The organism is Novosphingobium sp. Gsoil 351 (genome assembly GCF_009707465.1).
GTDB lineage: Bacteria > Pseudomonadota > Alphaproteobacteria > Sphingomonadales > Sphingomonadaceae > Novosphingobium.
Map to the genome: position 1 here is coordinate 3578623 of NZ_CP046120.1, position 14251 is coordinate 3592873.

Here is a 14251-nt window from a genome sequence, read left to right on the forward strand (position 1 = left end):
CGCAATGGCTTATACCGCCACTGACGTGAAGACGCTGCGCGAGCGCACCGGCGCCGGGATGATGGACTGCAAGAAGGCGCTCGACGAGACGGGCGGCGACATGGAAGCTGCGGTCGATGCGCTGCGCGCCAAGGGCTTGGCGGCCGTCGCCAAGAAGTCCAGCCGCACCGCGGCCGAGGGCCCTCGTCGGCGTGGCCGTCAACGGCACCCGCGGCGTGGCGGTCGAGGTAAACTCGGAAACCGATTTCGTCGCCAAGAACGAGCAGTTCCAGGATTTCGTCCGCAAGACCACCGAAGTCGCGCTGGGCGCGGCCACCGACGATGTCGAGGCGCTCAAGGCCGCGGCCTATCCGGGTGGCGGCACGGTCGCCGACACGCTGACCAACAATGTGGCGACGATCGGCGAGAACCAGCAGGTACGCCGAATGAAGTCGGTCTCGGTCGCCAACGGCCTGGTCGTGCCCTACATGCACAACGCCGCCGCGCCGATGCTCGGCAAGATCGGTGTGCTCGTCGCGCTCGAGAGCGAGGCGGGTGCCGATGTACTCGAGCCGCTCGGCAAGCAGATCGCGATGCACATCGCCGCGGCGTTCCCGCTGGCGCTCAACGCCGATGATCTCGACCCCGATACTTTGGCTCGTGAGCGCAAGATCGCCGCAGAGAAGGCGGCCGAGAGCGGCAAGCCCGCCGAAGTGCAGGCCAAGATGGTCGATGGTGCCGTGTCCAAATACGCCAAGGACAATGCGCTGCTCAGCCAGGTCTTCGTGATGGACAACAAGACGCCGGTTGCGCAGGTCGTCGAGGCGGCGGGCAAGGCCGCCGGCGCCAAGATCGTGCTCAAGGACTATGTCCGCTTCCAGCTGGGCGAGGGCATCGAAAAAGCCACGAGCGACTTCGCCGCCGAGGTTGCGGCGGCGGCTGGGCTGCAGGCGGTTACCTGATTGTCATCGTGCGAGTCCCGGCGGCCAGCCGGGACTCGCTTGTTGACGCGGCTGGTGCGGCTATAAGGCGCCCCGATCCCTTCTCGCGAGCACGCCCGTCCGATGACCCCGCCGCACTTCAAGCGCATCCTGCTCAAGCTGTCGGGCGAAGTCCTGATGGGTGGCCAGCAGTACGGCATCGACCCCGATTTCGTCGCCGAGCTGGCGCGCGAAGTGAAGGCGGCCAAAGACACCGGGCTTGAGATCTGCCTGGTGATCGGCGGGGGCAACATCTTCCGCGGAATGGCCGGGGCGGCCAAGGGCATGGACCGCGCCCAGGCCGATTACATGGGCATGCTCGCCACGGTGATGAACGCGCTGGCGATGCAGAACGCGCTGGAACAGTGCGGGGTGCCGACCCGGGTCCAGTCGGCGATCGAGATGGACAAGGTGTGCGAGCCGGTGATCCGCCGTCGCGCCGAACGCCACCTGGAAAAGGGCCGGGTGGTGATCTTCGCGGCGGGCGTGGGCGCGCCCTATTTCACCACCGACAGCGGCGCGGCCCTGCGCGCGGCGGAAATGAAATGCGACGCGCTGCTCAAAGGCACCAGCGTCGATGGCGTCTATGACAGCGACCCGAAAACCAATCCCGCCGCCAAGCGTTACGACAGCGTGGATTACGACACGGTTCTGGCGCAAAATCTCAAGGTGATGGACGCGAGCGCGGTGGCGTTGTGCCGCGACAACAAGATACCGATCGTCGTGTTCTCGATCCGCGAGAAGGGCAATCTCGCGCGGGTGCTCAAGGGCGAGGGCGTGCAGACGATCGTCAGGGGAGAAAGCTGATGGCCAAGTACGGAGTCTCGTCATGAAGTACGACCGGGCCGATCTCGAACGCCGGATGAAGGGCGCGGTCGAGGCGCTGCGTCATGATCTGGCCGGGCTGCGCACGGGCCGCGCCAACGTCGGGCTGCTCGATCCGATCATGGTGACGGTCTATGGCTCGTCGATGCCGCTCAACCAGGTCGCGACCGTCTCCGCGCCCGAACCGCGGATGCTGTCGGTGCAGGTGTGGGACAAGTCGAACGTGGGCCCGGTGGAAAAGGCGATCCGCTCGGCAGGGCTGGGGCTGAACCCGATCAACGATGGCCAGATGCTGCGTCTGCCGATCCCCGACCTGACCGAGGAGCGTCGCAAGGAACTTGCGAAGTTGGCGCATCAATACGCTGAAAAAGCTCGGATCGCGATCCGAAACGTCCGCCGCGACGGGATGGACAATCTCAAGACCGACGAGAAGAAGCACGAGATTTCGGAAGACGAGCGCAAGCGCGCGGAAACCGAAGTCCAGAAACTGACCGACGAGCAGATCAAGGCCGCCGACGACGTCGCCGCGCACAAGGAAAAGGAAATTCTCGGGCAGTGATCCTGCGGGCACCCAAACGCCCGCTCATGTCGAGCGAAGTCGAGACACATGCTCTGGCCGGGCGCGTCTCGCCTTCCCACGACACCAGCGGGCCGGGGTCAGGCAAGGGGGCTCAAGCCCGGCACGTCGCGATCATCATGGACGGCAACGGGCGCTGGGCGAAGAAGCGCCACCTGCCGCGCGCGGTGGGCCACAAGCGCGGGGTCGACGCGGTGCGCGAGGTCGCCCGCGCGGCGCGCACGATGGGGCTCGAGGCGCTGACCCTCTACGCCTTCAGCACCGAGAACTGGCGGCGTCCGGAAGACGAGATCGGCGCGCTGATGGGGCTGCTCAAGAGCTTCATCGTCAGCGATCTCGACGAGTTCGCCGCGAACAACGTCCGGCTCAAGATTATCGGCGATTACAAGGCGTTCGCCCCCGATATTGTCGCGATGGTCGAGAATGCGCTGGCGCGCACCGCGGGCAACGACGGCACCACCCTGGTGGTCGCACTCAACTATGGCTCGCAGGCCGAGATCGCCAACGCCGCGGCGCGCGCGGCGGCCAAGGGCGCAATCACGCCGGAGAGCATCGAAGCCGAGCTCGACACCGCCGACCTGCCCCCGCTCGACCTGCTGATCCGCACTTCGGGCGAGGTCCGGCTGTCGAACTTCCTGCTGTGGCAGGCCGCCTACGCCGAGATGTGGTTCACCGAGGTGCTCTGGCCCGATTTCAAGCCCGCGCATCTGCAGGAGGCGCTCGACGCCTTTGCCCGGCGGGAGCGGCGCTATGGCGGGCGGTGAGGCAATGTCCCTCGTTCCGGTTCCCCGTCATGCTGAACTTGTTTCAGCATCCATCATGCCGCGCGCCGGGCCTCTGAGAGCCGAAGCCGCCAGCGCGGTTTGCTCATCAAACGCTTCGGCGCAAACCAAGGGATGGACCCTGAAGCAAGTTCAGGGTGACGGTGAATTGAGGGTTGTCGGATGACCGAACCCGCCCCTCGCAAATCCGACCTCGGCGTTCGCGTGGTCTCGGCGGTGGTGATGGTCGCCGTGGCGGGTACGGCGCTGTGGCTGGGAGGGTGGTTTTGGGGTGCGTTCGTCGCTCTCGTAACGCTGGGCGTCGGCTGGGAGTGGCGAGGGCTCACGAAGGGCTTTCGCCATCCAGCGCTGTGGATGATTCTTGGCATCCTCTACATCTTCGGTGCCGCCGCCACGCTGTGGGACTTGCGGTTGAGCCAGGGTTTGGCCGTGGCCCTGCAAGTCCTGTTGATGGTCGTCGGCGTGGACATCGGGGCCTACTTCGCGGGCCGAGCCATAGGCGGACCGAAGATCGCACCCAAAATCAGCCCGTCGAAAACGTGGGCCGGGCTTGGCGGCGGGGTTTTGGGCGCTGCCTTGGCGCATGCCGCGATCATGCCGTGGACATATCGTGACTATGATCCCAGCGATGTCGCAACGATCATCGCCTTCTCGTTGCTGGGCGGTGCGATGGTCGCGGTCATCGCCCAAGGCGGGGACTTCTTCGAAAGCTGGATGAAGCGCCGCGCCGGAGTGAAGGATTCGGGCAATCTCATTCCGGGCCACGGCGGCTTGTTCGATCGCACCGACGGATTGATTGCGGTGCTGTTTGTCGCGGGCGTGATTGGCATGGGCGCTTCGCTGCTCCCCACGCAGCCAGCGCACACACAAGCCGGGCATCTCGCCGGATGACCCGCACCCTCTCCATCCTCGGCGCGACCGGCTCGATCGGCGCCTCCACGCTCGACCTGATCCGGCGCGAACGCGACAATTGGCGCGTCGTCGCGCTCACCGCCAACTGCCAGGCGCGCGAGCTGGCGGCTTTGGCGCGCGAGTTTTCCGCCGAGGTCGCGGTCGTCGCCGACGAATCCTGCCTCGCCGAACTGCGCGAAGCCCTGTCCGGTACCGGCATCGCCACCGCCGCCGGACTCGCCGCGCTGATCGAGGCCGCCGCGCGGCCCGCCGACATCGTTCTCGCCGCGATCGTCGGCACCGCGGGCCTCGCGCCGACGATGGCCGCGATCGAGCAGGGGCGGATCGTCGCGCTGGCCAACAAGGAAGCGCTGGTCTCGGCGGGTGACGTCATGACGGCGGCGGTGGCGCGGTGCGGCACGACGCTGCTGCCCGTGGACTCCGAGCACAACGCGATCTTCCAGTGCCTCGCGGGCAACGATGTGGCGCACGTCCGCTCGATCACGCTCACCGCCAGCGGAGGGCCGTTCCGCGACTGGAGCCACGCGCAGCTCGCCGCCGCCACCCCGGCGCAGGCGGTGCGTCATCCCAACTGGGACATGGGCGCCAAGATCAGCGTGGACAGCGCCACGATGTTCAACAAGGGGCTCGAGCTGATCGAGGCGCACCACCTGTTCCCGGTCGGCCACGAACGCCTGCGGATCGTGGTCCACCCGCAGTCGGTGGTGCATTCGATGGTCGAATACCGCGACGGCTCGACGCTGGCGCAGCTCGGCCCTTCGGACATGCGCGTGCCGATCGCCAACGTCCTCGCCTGGCCGGCGCGGATGGACACCCCGTGCGCCCCGCTCGATCTGGCCGCGCTGGGCGAACTTACCTTCCGCGCGCCCGACGAGGAGCGCTTTCCCGCGACCGCACTGGCGCGCGCGGCGGTGCAGGCGGGCGGCGCGGCCCCCGCCGTCCTCAACGCCGCCAACGAGATCGCGGTCGCGGCGTTTCTGGCTGGACACATTCCGTTCACCCGGATCGCCGCATATGTGGCACAAGTGCTGGCGCAAACCGCGCTGCCCGCCCCGGCGACGCTTGCCGAGGTGATCGCGGTCGATGCCGAAGCCCGGTCGCGGGCGCGCGCCCTGATGGAGTTCGCCTGAGTTGGATCAGATCGTTCACCCCGTTTTCGCGATGTACGTGCTCGGCTTCTTCCTGCTGCTCGGGCCGCTGGTCACGATCCATGAGCTCGGCCACTACCTGGTCGGGCGTTGGTGCGGAGTGCGGGCGGACGTGTTCTCGATCGGCTTCGGCAGGGAGCTGACCGGGTGGACCGACAAGCGCGGCACGCGGTGGAAACTGTCGGCGCTGCCGCTGGGCGGCTACGTCCAGTTCGCGGGCGACATGAACCCGGCGAGCCAGCCCGACGCCGAATGGCTCAAGCTGCCCGCCGCAGAACGCAACGTCTGCTTCCAGGCCCAGCCGCTGTGGCAGCGCGCACTGATCGTGCTGGCGGGACCGGCGGCCAACTTCATCGCGGCGATCGCGATCCTCGCCGCGTTCCTGATGGCCTATGGCCAGATCGTCGCCGCGCCGACCATCGGCAAGGTCGAGGCCGGATCGGTCGCCGCCGCGGCGGGCTTGCGAACGGGCGACCGGATCGTCTCGATCGGCGGGTCCGAGGTCGGCGAATTCGGCGACATCAGCCGGCTGGTCGCACCCCACCCGCGCGAAACCATGGCGGTTCGCCTGGTCCGCGACGGCGCGCCGCTTAACCTGTCGCTGGTCACCGCGGGCAAGACCGAGCGCGACGAGTTCGGCAACACCTTCGTGCGCGGCTATCTAGGCATCGGGCCTGCCGCGGTCGAGGCGCGGCCGGTCAATCCGGTCCAGGCGGTTGGCCTGGCGATCGGTCAGACCCGCGACATGGTCGCCCTGATGGTCACCGGAATCGGCCAGATCGTCACCGGCAAGCGCAGCGTCGACGAGCTGGGCGGGCCGCTCAAGATCGCCAAGTTTTCGGGCGAGCAGTTGAGCCTGGGCTGGCGGGCTTTCGTCGCCTTCGCGGCGTTCATCTCAATTAACTTGGGGTTCATCAACCTGCTGCCAATTCCGGTCCTCGACGGAGGGCATCTGGCTTTCTACGCGGCCGAGGCGATCCGGCGCAAACCGGCCAGTGCGAAAAGCCAGGAATGGGCGTTTCGCACCGGGGTCGCGTTCGTGGTGGCGCTGATGCTGTTCGTGACCTTCAACGACATCGCGTCGCTCAAGGTGTTCGGCGGCTGACCACACGTTCTGGGTGTGGGCCGGATGGTTTGGGCTTGCGAAACGAGGCTGTTTTCCACTGTTTGCGGGGGCAATGACTGCTTGATCGGCCCTTGATCGACTGGGGGCTATCGGGCAGAGGGCGGCGACTGTTGGCCGGTGGCCGGGTAGCCCCGCGCCGCTCACTCGAGTGACGGAAAGATATCACGCAATGACGGGACGCACTTCGGCACAGGTTCGCATGGCTCGCCAGTCATGCCGCCCGCTGCCCCGCCTTGGCGCTGCGCTGCTGGCCGGAACGATCCTCACGGGAATGCCGCTGGCGGCGTTCGCCCAGGCGGCGGGACCGGCGGCGACCACAACCGCAAGCGCGCCCGCGCCCGCGCCTGCCGAGGCGGCGCCCGTCGTCGCGGCCCCGGTGACGATCTCGTCGGTCACCGTCAGCGGCGCACAGCGGCTCGAGCCCGATACGATCCGCTCGTACGTTCAGTTGCGGCCCGGCCAGGTCTATTCGCAGGCGTTGGCCGACCAGGCGCTCAAGGATCTCTACGCGACCGAGCTGTTCAGCGAAGTCCAGATCCGCAACGACAACGGCGTCGTGGTGATCGAGGTCAAGGAGAACCCGGTGATCAACCGCGTGATCCTGGAAGGCAACAAGCGCCTCAAGGACGAGAAGATCAATCCCGAGATCAAGCTCGCGCCGCGGCAGATCTTCACCCGGTCCAAGGTCCGCGCCGACGTTTCCCGGATCATCGAGCTGTACAAGCGCCAGGGCCGGTTCGCGGCCACGGTCGAGCCCAAGATGGTCCAGCTCGACCAGAACCGCGTCGACGTGGTGTTCGAGATCAGCGAAGGGCCCAAGTCCAAGGTCCGCCAGATCAACATCATCGGCAACGAGAAGTTCGGCGACGGCGACCTCAAGGGCCAGATGGTCACCAAGGAAGCGCGCTTCACCCGCCTGCTTTCGGGCGGCACCAGCTACGATCCCGATCGCCTGGCGTTCGACCAGCAGAAGCTGCGCCAGTACTACCTGACCCAGGGCTATGCCGACTTCCGCGTGGTTTCCGCGGTGGCCGAGCTGACCCCGGACAAGAAGGACTTCATCATCACCTACGTCGTCGAGGAAGGCGAACGCTACAAGTTCGGCGACGTGAAGGTGGAAAGCCAGTTGCGCGAGTTCGACGGCGACAAGGTCGCGGCGCGGCTGCGGATGAAGAAGGGCGACTGGTACAACGCCAAGCTGGTCGAGGACACGGTCGAGCAGCTTCAGGAATCGGTCGGCACCTTCGGCTATGCCTTCGCCGACGTCCGCCCCGAATTCCAGCGCAACAAGGCCGATCTCACGATGGGGATCACCTATGTCCTCAACGAGGCGCCGCGGGTCTACATCGAGAAGGTCGAGGTCAACGGCAACACGCTGACCCAGGACAAGGTCATCCGCCGCGAGTTCCGCCTGGCCGAGGGCGACGCGTTCAACACCTTCCAGGTCAAGCGCTCGACCAACCGGATCAAGTCGCTCGGCTATTTCCAGGAAAAGTTCGAAGTCGAGCAGAAGCCCGGCAGCGCGCCCGACCGGATCATCCTCGAGGCCAACGTCGAGGAAAAGCCGACCGGGCAGCTCCAGCTTTCGGCCGGATTCTCGAGCCTCGAAAGCTTCATCCTCCAGGCTTCGATCCAGCAGAACAACTTCCGCGGGCGCGGCCAGACGGTCGGCGCCAGCGCGAACTATTCGCGCTATTCCAAGAGCGCCGAGATCAGCTTCACCGAGCCGTACCTGTTCGACAAGAACGTCTCGGCCGGCGCGGACATCTATCGCCGCGACTACAACAGCTTCAACTTCGTCAACAGCAACCGCAACACGCTGTACAAGCAGACCACCACCGGCTTCCAGGGCCGGGTCGGCGTGCCGCTGACCGAATTCGTCACCGCGGTCGCCCGCTACACGCTCAACTACGACGACGTGACGCTCGACCGGAACCAGTTCTTCACCCCGGACACCAGCGGCAACCTGAGCTGCAACCCGCTGCTCGCGGGCCGCTATCTGTGCGATGCGCTGGGGCAGCGGACGAGCTCGATCGTCGGCCTCTCGCTGATCTACGACACGCTCGACAACCGCGCGCGCCCGACCCGTGGGCAGACCGCGGTCCTGAGCGGCGATTTTGCCGGCTTGGGCGGTTCGGTCAAATACGCCCGCGCGCGGTTCAACGCGGCCAAGTACTGGCCGGTGCACGGCAACTTCATCTTCTCGATCTCGGGCGAGGCGGGCGCGATCAAGTCGCTTCAGAACCGTGCTGGGGCGGGGGTCGACGACATTCGCCTGACCGACCGCTTCTATCTGGGCGAGCCGCAGCTGCGCGGCTTCGACATCCGCGGGGTCGGCCCGCGGGTGCTGCGCATCCCCTATATCGACGACGACAACAATCCCGCGACGCCGTCGGTTCTGTCGAAGGATCGCAAGCAGTTCACCGACGACGCGCTGGGCGGCAAGTTCTATTACCTGGCCCACGCCGAACTGGAGATTCCGCTCGGTTCCGGCGCCAAGGAGCTGGGGCTGCGGCCTTCGATCTTCGCCGACATCGGCTCGCTGTTCGGGATCAAGAACCCGATCGTGCTCGATCGTCCCAATGGCGATTTCATCGCCCAGCGCGATGCCAACGGCAATCCGTTGTTCACCCAGGTCGACATGGCGAGCCTGGTCGGCGGGGTCTGCACGGCGTCGGCCACCTCGACCACGACGAACATGACCAACCCCAATCCGCCATCGTGCCTGACCAGCGCCGCCAACACGCCCCAGGGCACGCAAATCCCCCCGTTCAAGGAAGTGTTCTTCGGCGACAGCCCGCGGCCGCGCGTCTCGGTCGGCATCGGGGTGAACTGGAACTCGCCGTTCGGTCCGTTCCGCATCGATTTCGCCAAAGTGCTGATGAAGCAGAAGGGCGACGACACCAAAGCCTTCACATTCAACGTAGGAACCCAATTCTGATGAAGATCATGTCCAAGTCGCTTGTGGCCGCCAGCCTGTTGCTGGCCGGCTCGCAGTTCGCGTTCGTCGTCCCCGCCGCCGCGCAGGCGGTCAAGGGTATCGCGGTCGCCAATCCCACCGCGATCGTCGCGCTGTCCAACGCGTTCAAGGTCGCCGAAACCCAGCGTCCGGTCACCTACAAGGCGCAGATCGACCAGGCCAACGCACGCAAGGCCCAGATCGAGGCGCAGCTGCGCCCGATGGCGGCCAAGCTGCAGACCGACGCGCAGGCGCCGAATGCCGCCAGCAACCAGGCCGCGCTGCAGCAGCAGTATGCGCAGATCCAGCAGATCGAACAGTCCGGCCAGAACGAGATCAACCAGATCCTCCAGCCGGTCGCGCTGAGCCGCGCCTATGTGATCGAGCAGATCGGCGACAAGCTGGAGCAGGCGACCAAGCAGGCGATGGCCAAGCAGAAGATCGAAATCCTGCTGGATTCGCAGTCGGTGATCAACGCCGGCGAGACCTACAACCTCAACCAGGCGATCCTTAACGAGGTGAACGCGATCCTGCCCAGCGCGCAGCTCGTGCCCCCCGCCGGCTGGCTCCCGCGCCAGCAGCGCGAGGCGCAGGCGCAGCAGCAGGGCGCCGCGCCCGCTCCGGCCGCCGCTGCTCCGGCCACGCCGAGCACGAAGCCCAAAGGCCGCTGATCGAGCGACCCGGGGGCAGGGGATGAGCGAGGACACTCCGAACACGGGCGCGGCGGCTTCCAGCGATGGGGGCGCCGCGCCGGTTTCGTTCGACATCCAGCGCGTGCTCCACACGCTCCCGCACCGCTATCCGCTGCTGCTGGTCGATCGCGTCGCGGCGCTGACGATCGGCGAGACGATCCACGCGGTGAAGGCGGTGACCTTCAATGAGCAGTTCTTCCAGGGCCACTTCCCCGGCCGCCCGATCATGCCCGGCGTGCTCCAGATCGAGGCGCTGGCGCAAGCCGCCGCGATCCTCGCGATCGAGACGCTGGAACTCAGCGGAAGCGGCAAGCTCGTCTATTTCATGGCGATCGAGGAAGCCAAGTTCCGCGCGCCGGTGGAGCCGGGCTGCCTGCTCGATCTCCACGTCGGCTTCGTCCAGAAGCGCGCGCGGGTGTGCAAGTTCTGGGGCCGGGCGGAAGTGAACGGCAAAGTCACCTGCGACGTCAAGTTCACCGCGATGGTGGCCGATCCGCCGAGCGTTTGACAACCCGGCCTTCGCCGGGGCGACGGGCAGGATTTGAGCGGTTGCAAATTCCCCCACCCCTCGCTATGCGCGCCGCTCTTTCAGACCGGTCGGAACCGGTCGCCTCACGAAAGCCCAGACCCATGAAGCCCGAAGGCCACCCCGATTACCACACCATCAAGGTCCAGATGACCGATGGCACCACGTTCGAGACCCGCTCCACCTGGGGCAAGGAAGGCGACACGCTGGTCCTCGAAATCGACCCGACCAGCCACCCGGCGTGGACTGGCGACAACAAGCGCCTGGTCAACGAAGGCGGCCGCGTCGCCCAGTTCAACAAGCGCTTCGGCGGGCTGAGCCTGAAGAAGTAAGGCTTCGCGCAACACGCAAACGGAAAGGGCGGCCCGCGAGCCGCCCTTTTTCGTTTCGGGCTCCTGATCCTCCCCTGCAAGGGGAGGTGCCCCGAAGGGGCGGAGGGGTGTCCACGCCAGCATCGACACCCCTCCGTCAGCCCAAGAGGGCTGCCACCTCCCCTTCCAGAGGAGGATTGCGTTCAGGCCGCCAGCTTCAACGCCGCCTCGGTCGCGCCCGCCAGCGCCTGCTCGCGCTGCTCGGCGCCCAGGGCGATCCCTTCCGCCAGCACGAATTCGGGCACGATCCCGATGAAGCCGAACGCCGCGCGCAGATAGCTTTCGACGTGCTCCAGGCCCGCCGCCGGGCTGCCCGCGCCGTACAGCCCGCCGCGCGAGAGGGCGACGATCACCCGGCGCCCGCCCGCCAGGCCCTCGGGGCCGGTCGCGGTGTAGCGAAAGGTCACGCCCGCCAGCAGGATGCGGTCGATCCACGCCTTGAGCTGGGTCGGCACCGTAAAGTTGTACATCGGCGCGCCGATTACGATCGTGTCGGCGGCCAGGAACTCGTCGACCGCCTCGCGCTCGGCCAGCGCGGGCAAGGTGAGGTGCGGCAGCGGGTCTGCGGCGAGGTCGCGGTGGATCACCACCCCGCCGCTCACCGCCGCGACCGAATCGACGATCGCCTTCGAAACCTGGCGGCTGACGCTGGAGTCGCCGGTGATGCTGCTGTCGATGTGGAGTATGGTCATCATTGTATCCTTGGTATTGATTTGTTACTGACGCACTCCACATAACCACCAGCCGCCGAGTCGCAAGACGGCACTTTTTCGTTACTCAGGCACAATTTTGTTACCGCCTCGGAGAACTCAGATGGACCACAATCCCGAAAGCCCGGCCTGCAAGGGCATCAACGAGGTGCTGTCGCGGATCGGCGACAAGTGGAGCATGCTGATCGTCGCCAACCTGTCCGAAGGCGCGCGCCGCTTCAGCGAACTGCGCCGCGCGATTCCCACGATCTCGCAGCGGATGCTGACGCTGACGCTGCGCGGGCTGGAACGCGACGGGCTGGTGACGCGCACCGTCACCCCCAGCATCCCCCCGCGGGTCGACTACGAACTCACCCCGCTCGGCCACTCGCTGCGCGGCCCGGTTTGCACGCTGTCGCAATGGGCGATCGACAACATCGACGCGATCCACGGCGCGCAAGATGCGTTCGACGAGGCGGGGGAGGTTGAGCGGGCGGCTTGAGCGATGTCTGGATTCGGGTGGTAAGCGGTCGACCGGCTTTCGGGAGAACACTTGATAATAGCGGCCCTCAACCGGGCGACCTCAAGATGGGGAGCCCAAGAAAATCGTAGCGGATTGAGGCACGAAAGCCTGCTTCTACTTTTGTTGCGCGACGTGCGTTAGGAGGGTCTAGCCAAGGCAATCCTGTTGCGACCTTCGCTCTTAGCGCGATACAAAGCTTCGTCGACGGTTCGGAAGACCCCGTTGGCGTCGCGCCCGCCCACGAAGGAGGCGATTCCGAGCGAGGCCGTAACCTGGTCATAGGGCGGATTGCCGGAATGCGGCTGCTGCAAGTCCGTGATGCTCGTGCGCACGGCGTCAAATAGGCTATGCGCGTCGACGTCGCGATCGGTGCGGACCGCCATGACGAACTCCTCGCCTCCAATACGAAATAGCAAGTCATCCGCGCGGTGCAGATGGGATCGTAGTATCGTACCGATCTGCCGCAGGACCTCGTCCCCGGCGGCATGACCATAAAGATCATTGTATTTCTTGAAGTTATCGACATCCATTATTGCCACCGACCGGATGTACTCGCCTCCGGTGTCTTCGACGAAGGGACGAAACTCGCGCGAGAACGCCAATCGGTTGCGCAGGCCTGTCAGGTGATCGAGCGTTGCGCTTCTCGCCTCAGTGACGTCGCTGAAGATCCAAATACGTGCATGCGTGTTGTCGAGTTCGCAGAACGGAACACTTCTCCTGGAGAATACCCGACCGTCCTTGAAACGTAACTCGTCCTCCGAAGGCTCCAAGCTTTCGTGCAGCCGCTCCACTTCCGCCACGAAGCCAGCGGGATCGACGAGCTGATCCGTCACCATCGCCAGAGTCTTGCGATCATCGCGCGATCCGCAAGGAATACCCGGAATGTTCCAATAGCGTGCGAAAGCGCTGTTAGAATAGATAATCTTCCGACGCGCGTCCACCAAAAGCACGCCGTCCGGGAGGGCGTCAAGAGCACGCTCGAAGATCGAGCACTCCGCTTCCCCTGAGGACATCAAGGGACTGGAAGATAGAGCTTGTGCCACGGCAGTTCCCAACCAAAACCCAGCTTTGAGCGACGAGTTTGAAGATTGAGTTATTGAAGCTGCGGGGGCATCTCGTAGTCGCCGTAAGCAGCCAAAGGCGGTAGCGCCTTTTCGACTCTGCTCGGCTCGTGCATACAAGCGTAGGAGACGTGCGTCCCGCTGTTCACGGGTCAGCAACCATTCCACCGTTCGCGAATGGACGGCAGCTTACGGGAACGCCGAAGACGCGGCTGAGCGGCGACAATAGGGTCGTAACCAGCCGGTCCGAAATCGAATTTTCCTACACGCCGTGAATTTGCCATGACCCGCTCATGGCCCGGAGAATCGTCCCGAGGGCTGCGCGCAACTGAAAGTCACACCAACTCGCGCCAGTCCGCCGAATTCTGGTTATGATCCAGGTTCTTGCGGAGAAATTCGGATTTTTTTGGAAAGGCGTTTCGCGGTCCATCGACCGCCGAAAACTAGCCCCACACCCGTTCGCGATACCACTTCGTGATCACGTACTTCACCCCCTTGCGCACCTTCATCCCGTGATGGAGCGTCGCCGGGTTCAGCGAGCCGTCGGCGCGGCGGTTGTTCCACGCCAGCAGCTTTCCGGTTTCGGGCTGGACGGTCTTGTCGATCACCTTGAACCGCGTCGCGCCGCCGGCTTCGGGCTGGTTGAGATAGAGCATCACCGTCCAGGTGCGGTTGCCCGCGACCGAGCAGAACTTGGTGAAGTCGGCGCCGTTGGGCTCGAAATAGTCGGTGTGGCCTTTGAACTCCTGCCCCACCGCATAGCGCTGGCCCTGCAGCGGCTCGCCATAGGCGGGATCGATGCCGCTCCACGCGCTGAGCAAGGCATCGAGCCCGGCGATCTCGGGCATCGAGGCATCGAGGTCGCACGTCTCGCTGGTGCGGAAATAGTGGTCGCCGTTGGGGTCGGCGATGGTCGAGGGGCGGCGGTTGGCGTCGATCAGCCCGCACAGCCGCGTGCAGAACGCAGGGTCGAGGAATTGCTTGACGATATACAGTTCGAGCCTGGGATTGGGCACGCGCTGGACGCCCGGATTGCTCAGTATGCGCTGCGCGGTGGTATCGGGCGAAAGGGTGGCGTAAGCGCTGGCCATGGCGCGGATG

At 65.6% G+C, this 14251-nt stretch carries 14 protein-coding genes and 1 pseudogene; 12 read left to right on the top strand and 3 right to left on the bottom strand.

What is annotated here, in order from left to right; all coding sequences use genetic code 11:
• The first annotated feature begins 4 nt into the window (after positions 1 to 4).
• From tsf to rpmE, 11 genes and pseudogenes are all read left to right on the top strand, one after another.
• A pseudogene (tsf, locus tag GKE62_RS17190) lies at positions 5 to 941 on the top strand (translation elongation factor Ts).
• Between the two features lie 102 nt (positions 942 to 1043).
• Positions 1044 to 1766 carry a UMP kinase gene (gene pyrH / locus GKE62_RS17195; RefSeq protein ID WP_154693292.1) on the top strand — a complete coding sequence of 241 codons (723 nt, stop codon included), beginning with the start codon at positions 1044 to 1046 and terminating at the stop codon, positions 1764 to 1766.
• A gap of 22 nt (positions 1767 to 1788) precedes the next feature.
• On the top strand, positions 1789 to 2343 hold the full coding sequence (frr, locus tag GKE62_RS17200; RefSeq protein ID WP_154693293.1) for a ribosome recycling factor: 555 nt from the start codon (positions 1789 to 1791) through the stop codon (positions 2341 to 2343).
• A gap of 53 nt (positions 2344 to 2396) precedes the next feature.
• Complete coding sequence (gene uppS, locus GKE62_RS17205) at positions 2397 to 3125, top strand: polyprenyl diphosphate synthase (protein ID WP_370516116.1); 729 nt, start codon at positions 2397 to 2399, stop codon at positions 3123 to 3125.
• A gap of 180 nt (positions 3126 to 3305) precedes the next feature.
• Positions 3306 to 4034 (top strand): phosphatidate cytidylyltransferase, encoded by a 729-nt coding sequence (locus tag GKE62_RS17210; protein ID WP_154693294.1) that lies wholly within the window; start codon positions 3306 to 3308, stop codon positions 4032 to 4034.
• Complete coding sequence (gene dxr, locus GKE62_RS17215) at positions 4031 to 5185, top strand: 1-deoxy-D-xylulose-5-phosphate reductoisomerase (protein ID WP_154693295.1); 1155 nt, start codon at positions 4031 to 4033, stop codon at positions 5183 to 5185. Before GKE62_RS17210 ends, dxr begins: the two co-directional genes overlap by 4 nt.
• Positions 5186 to 5216: 31 nt before the next feature.
• Complete coding sequence (gene rseP, locus GKE62_RS17220) at positions 5217 to 6308, top strand: RIP metalloprotease RseP (RefSeq protein ID WP_154693797.1); 1092 nt, start codon at positions 5217 to 5219, stop codon at positions 6306 to 6308.
• 220 nt (positions 6309 to 6528) lie between these two features.
• Positions 6529 to 9270: an outer membrane protein assembly factor BamA gene (bamA, locus tag GKE62_RS17225; protein ID WP_195908499.1), complete on the top strand. Its 2742-nt coding sequence runs from the start codon at positions 6529 to 6531 to the stop codon at positions 9268 to 9270.
• Complete coding sequence (locus GKE62_RS17230) at positions 9270 to 9959, top strand: OmpH family outer membrane protein (RefSeq protein ID WP_154693296.1); 690 nt, start codon at positions 9270 to 9272, stop codon at positions 9957 to 9959. Before bamA ends, GKE62_RS17230 begins: the two co-directional genes overlap by 1 nt.
• A gap of 22 nt (positions 9960 to 9981) precedes the next feature.
• Complete coding sequence (gene fabZ, locus GKE62_RS17235) at positions 9982 to 10488, top strand: 3-hydroxyacyl-ACP dehydratase FabZ (protein ID WP_154693297.1); 507 nt, start codon at positions 9982 to 9984, stop codon at positions 10486 to 10488.
• 122 nt (positions 10489 to 10610) lie between these two features.
• Positions 10611 to 10838 carry a 50S ribosomal protein L31 gene (rpmE, locus tag GKE62_RS17240; protein WP_154693298.1) on the top strand — a complete coding sequence of 76 codons (228 nt, stop codon included), beginning with the start codon at positions 10611 to 10613 and terminating at the stop codon, positions 10836 to 10838.
• Between the two features lie 182 nt (positions 10839 to 11020).
• On the opposite strand, the gene GKE62_RS17245 is transcribed toward rpmE, so the two are convergent.
• Positions 11021 to 11569 carry an FMN-dependent NADH-azoreductase gene (locus tag GKE62_RS17245; protein ID WP_154693299.1) on the bottom strand — a complete coding sequence of 183 codons (549 nt, stop codon included), beginning with the start codon at positions 11567 to 11569 and terminating at the stop codon, positions 11021 to 11023.
• 121 nt (positions 11570 to 11690) lie between these two features.
• Here GKE62_RS17245 and GKE62_RS17250 point away from each other — a divergent pair, with 121 nt between their 5' ends.
• The gene (locus GKE62_RS17250; RefSeq protein WP_154693300.1) at positions 11691 to 12068 is read left to right on the top strand and encodes a helix-turn-helix domain-containing protein; all 378 of its coding nucleotides are present in this window, start codon (positions 11691 to 11693) and stop codon (positions 12066 to 12068) included.
• A 158-nt stretch (positions 12069 to 12226) separates the two neighbouring features.
• Here GKE62_RS17250 and GKE62_RS17255 read toward each other — a convergent pair whose 3' ends face one another.
• Together GKE62_RS17255 and GKE62_RS17260 are read right to left on the bottom strand one after the other, a co-directional pair.
• A complete protein-coding gene (locus tag GKE62_RS17255; RefSeq protein WP_154693301.1) occupies positions 12227 to 13132 on the bottom strand; it encodes a sensor domain-containing diguanylate cyclase in 906 nt (301 codons plus the stop codon).
• A 461-nt stretch (positions 13133 to 13593) separates the two neighbouring features.
• A complete protein-coding gene (locus tag GKE62_RS17260) occupies positions 13594 to 14241 on the bottom strand; it encodes a 2OG-Fe(II) oxygenase (RefSeq protein ID WP_154693302.1) in 648 nt (215 codons plus the stop codon).
• Positions 14242 to 14251 lie beyond the last annotated feature (10 nt).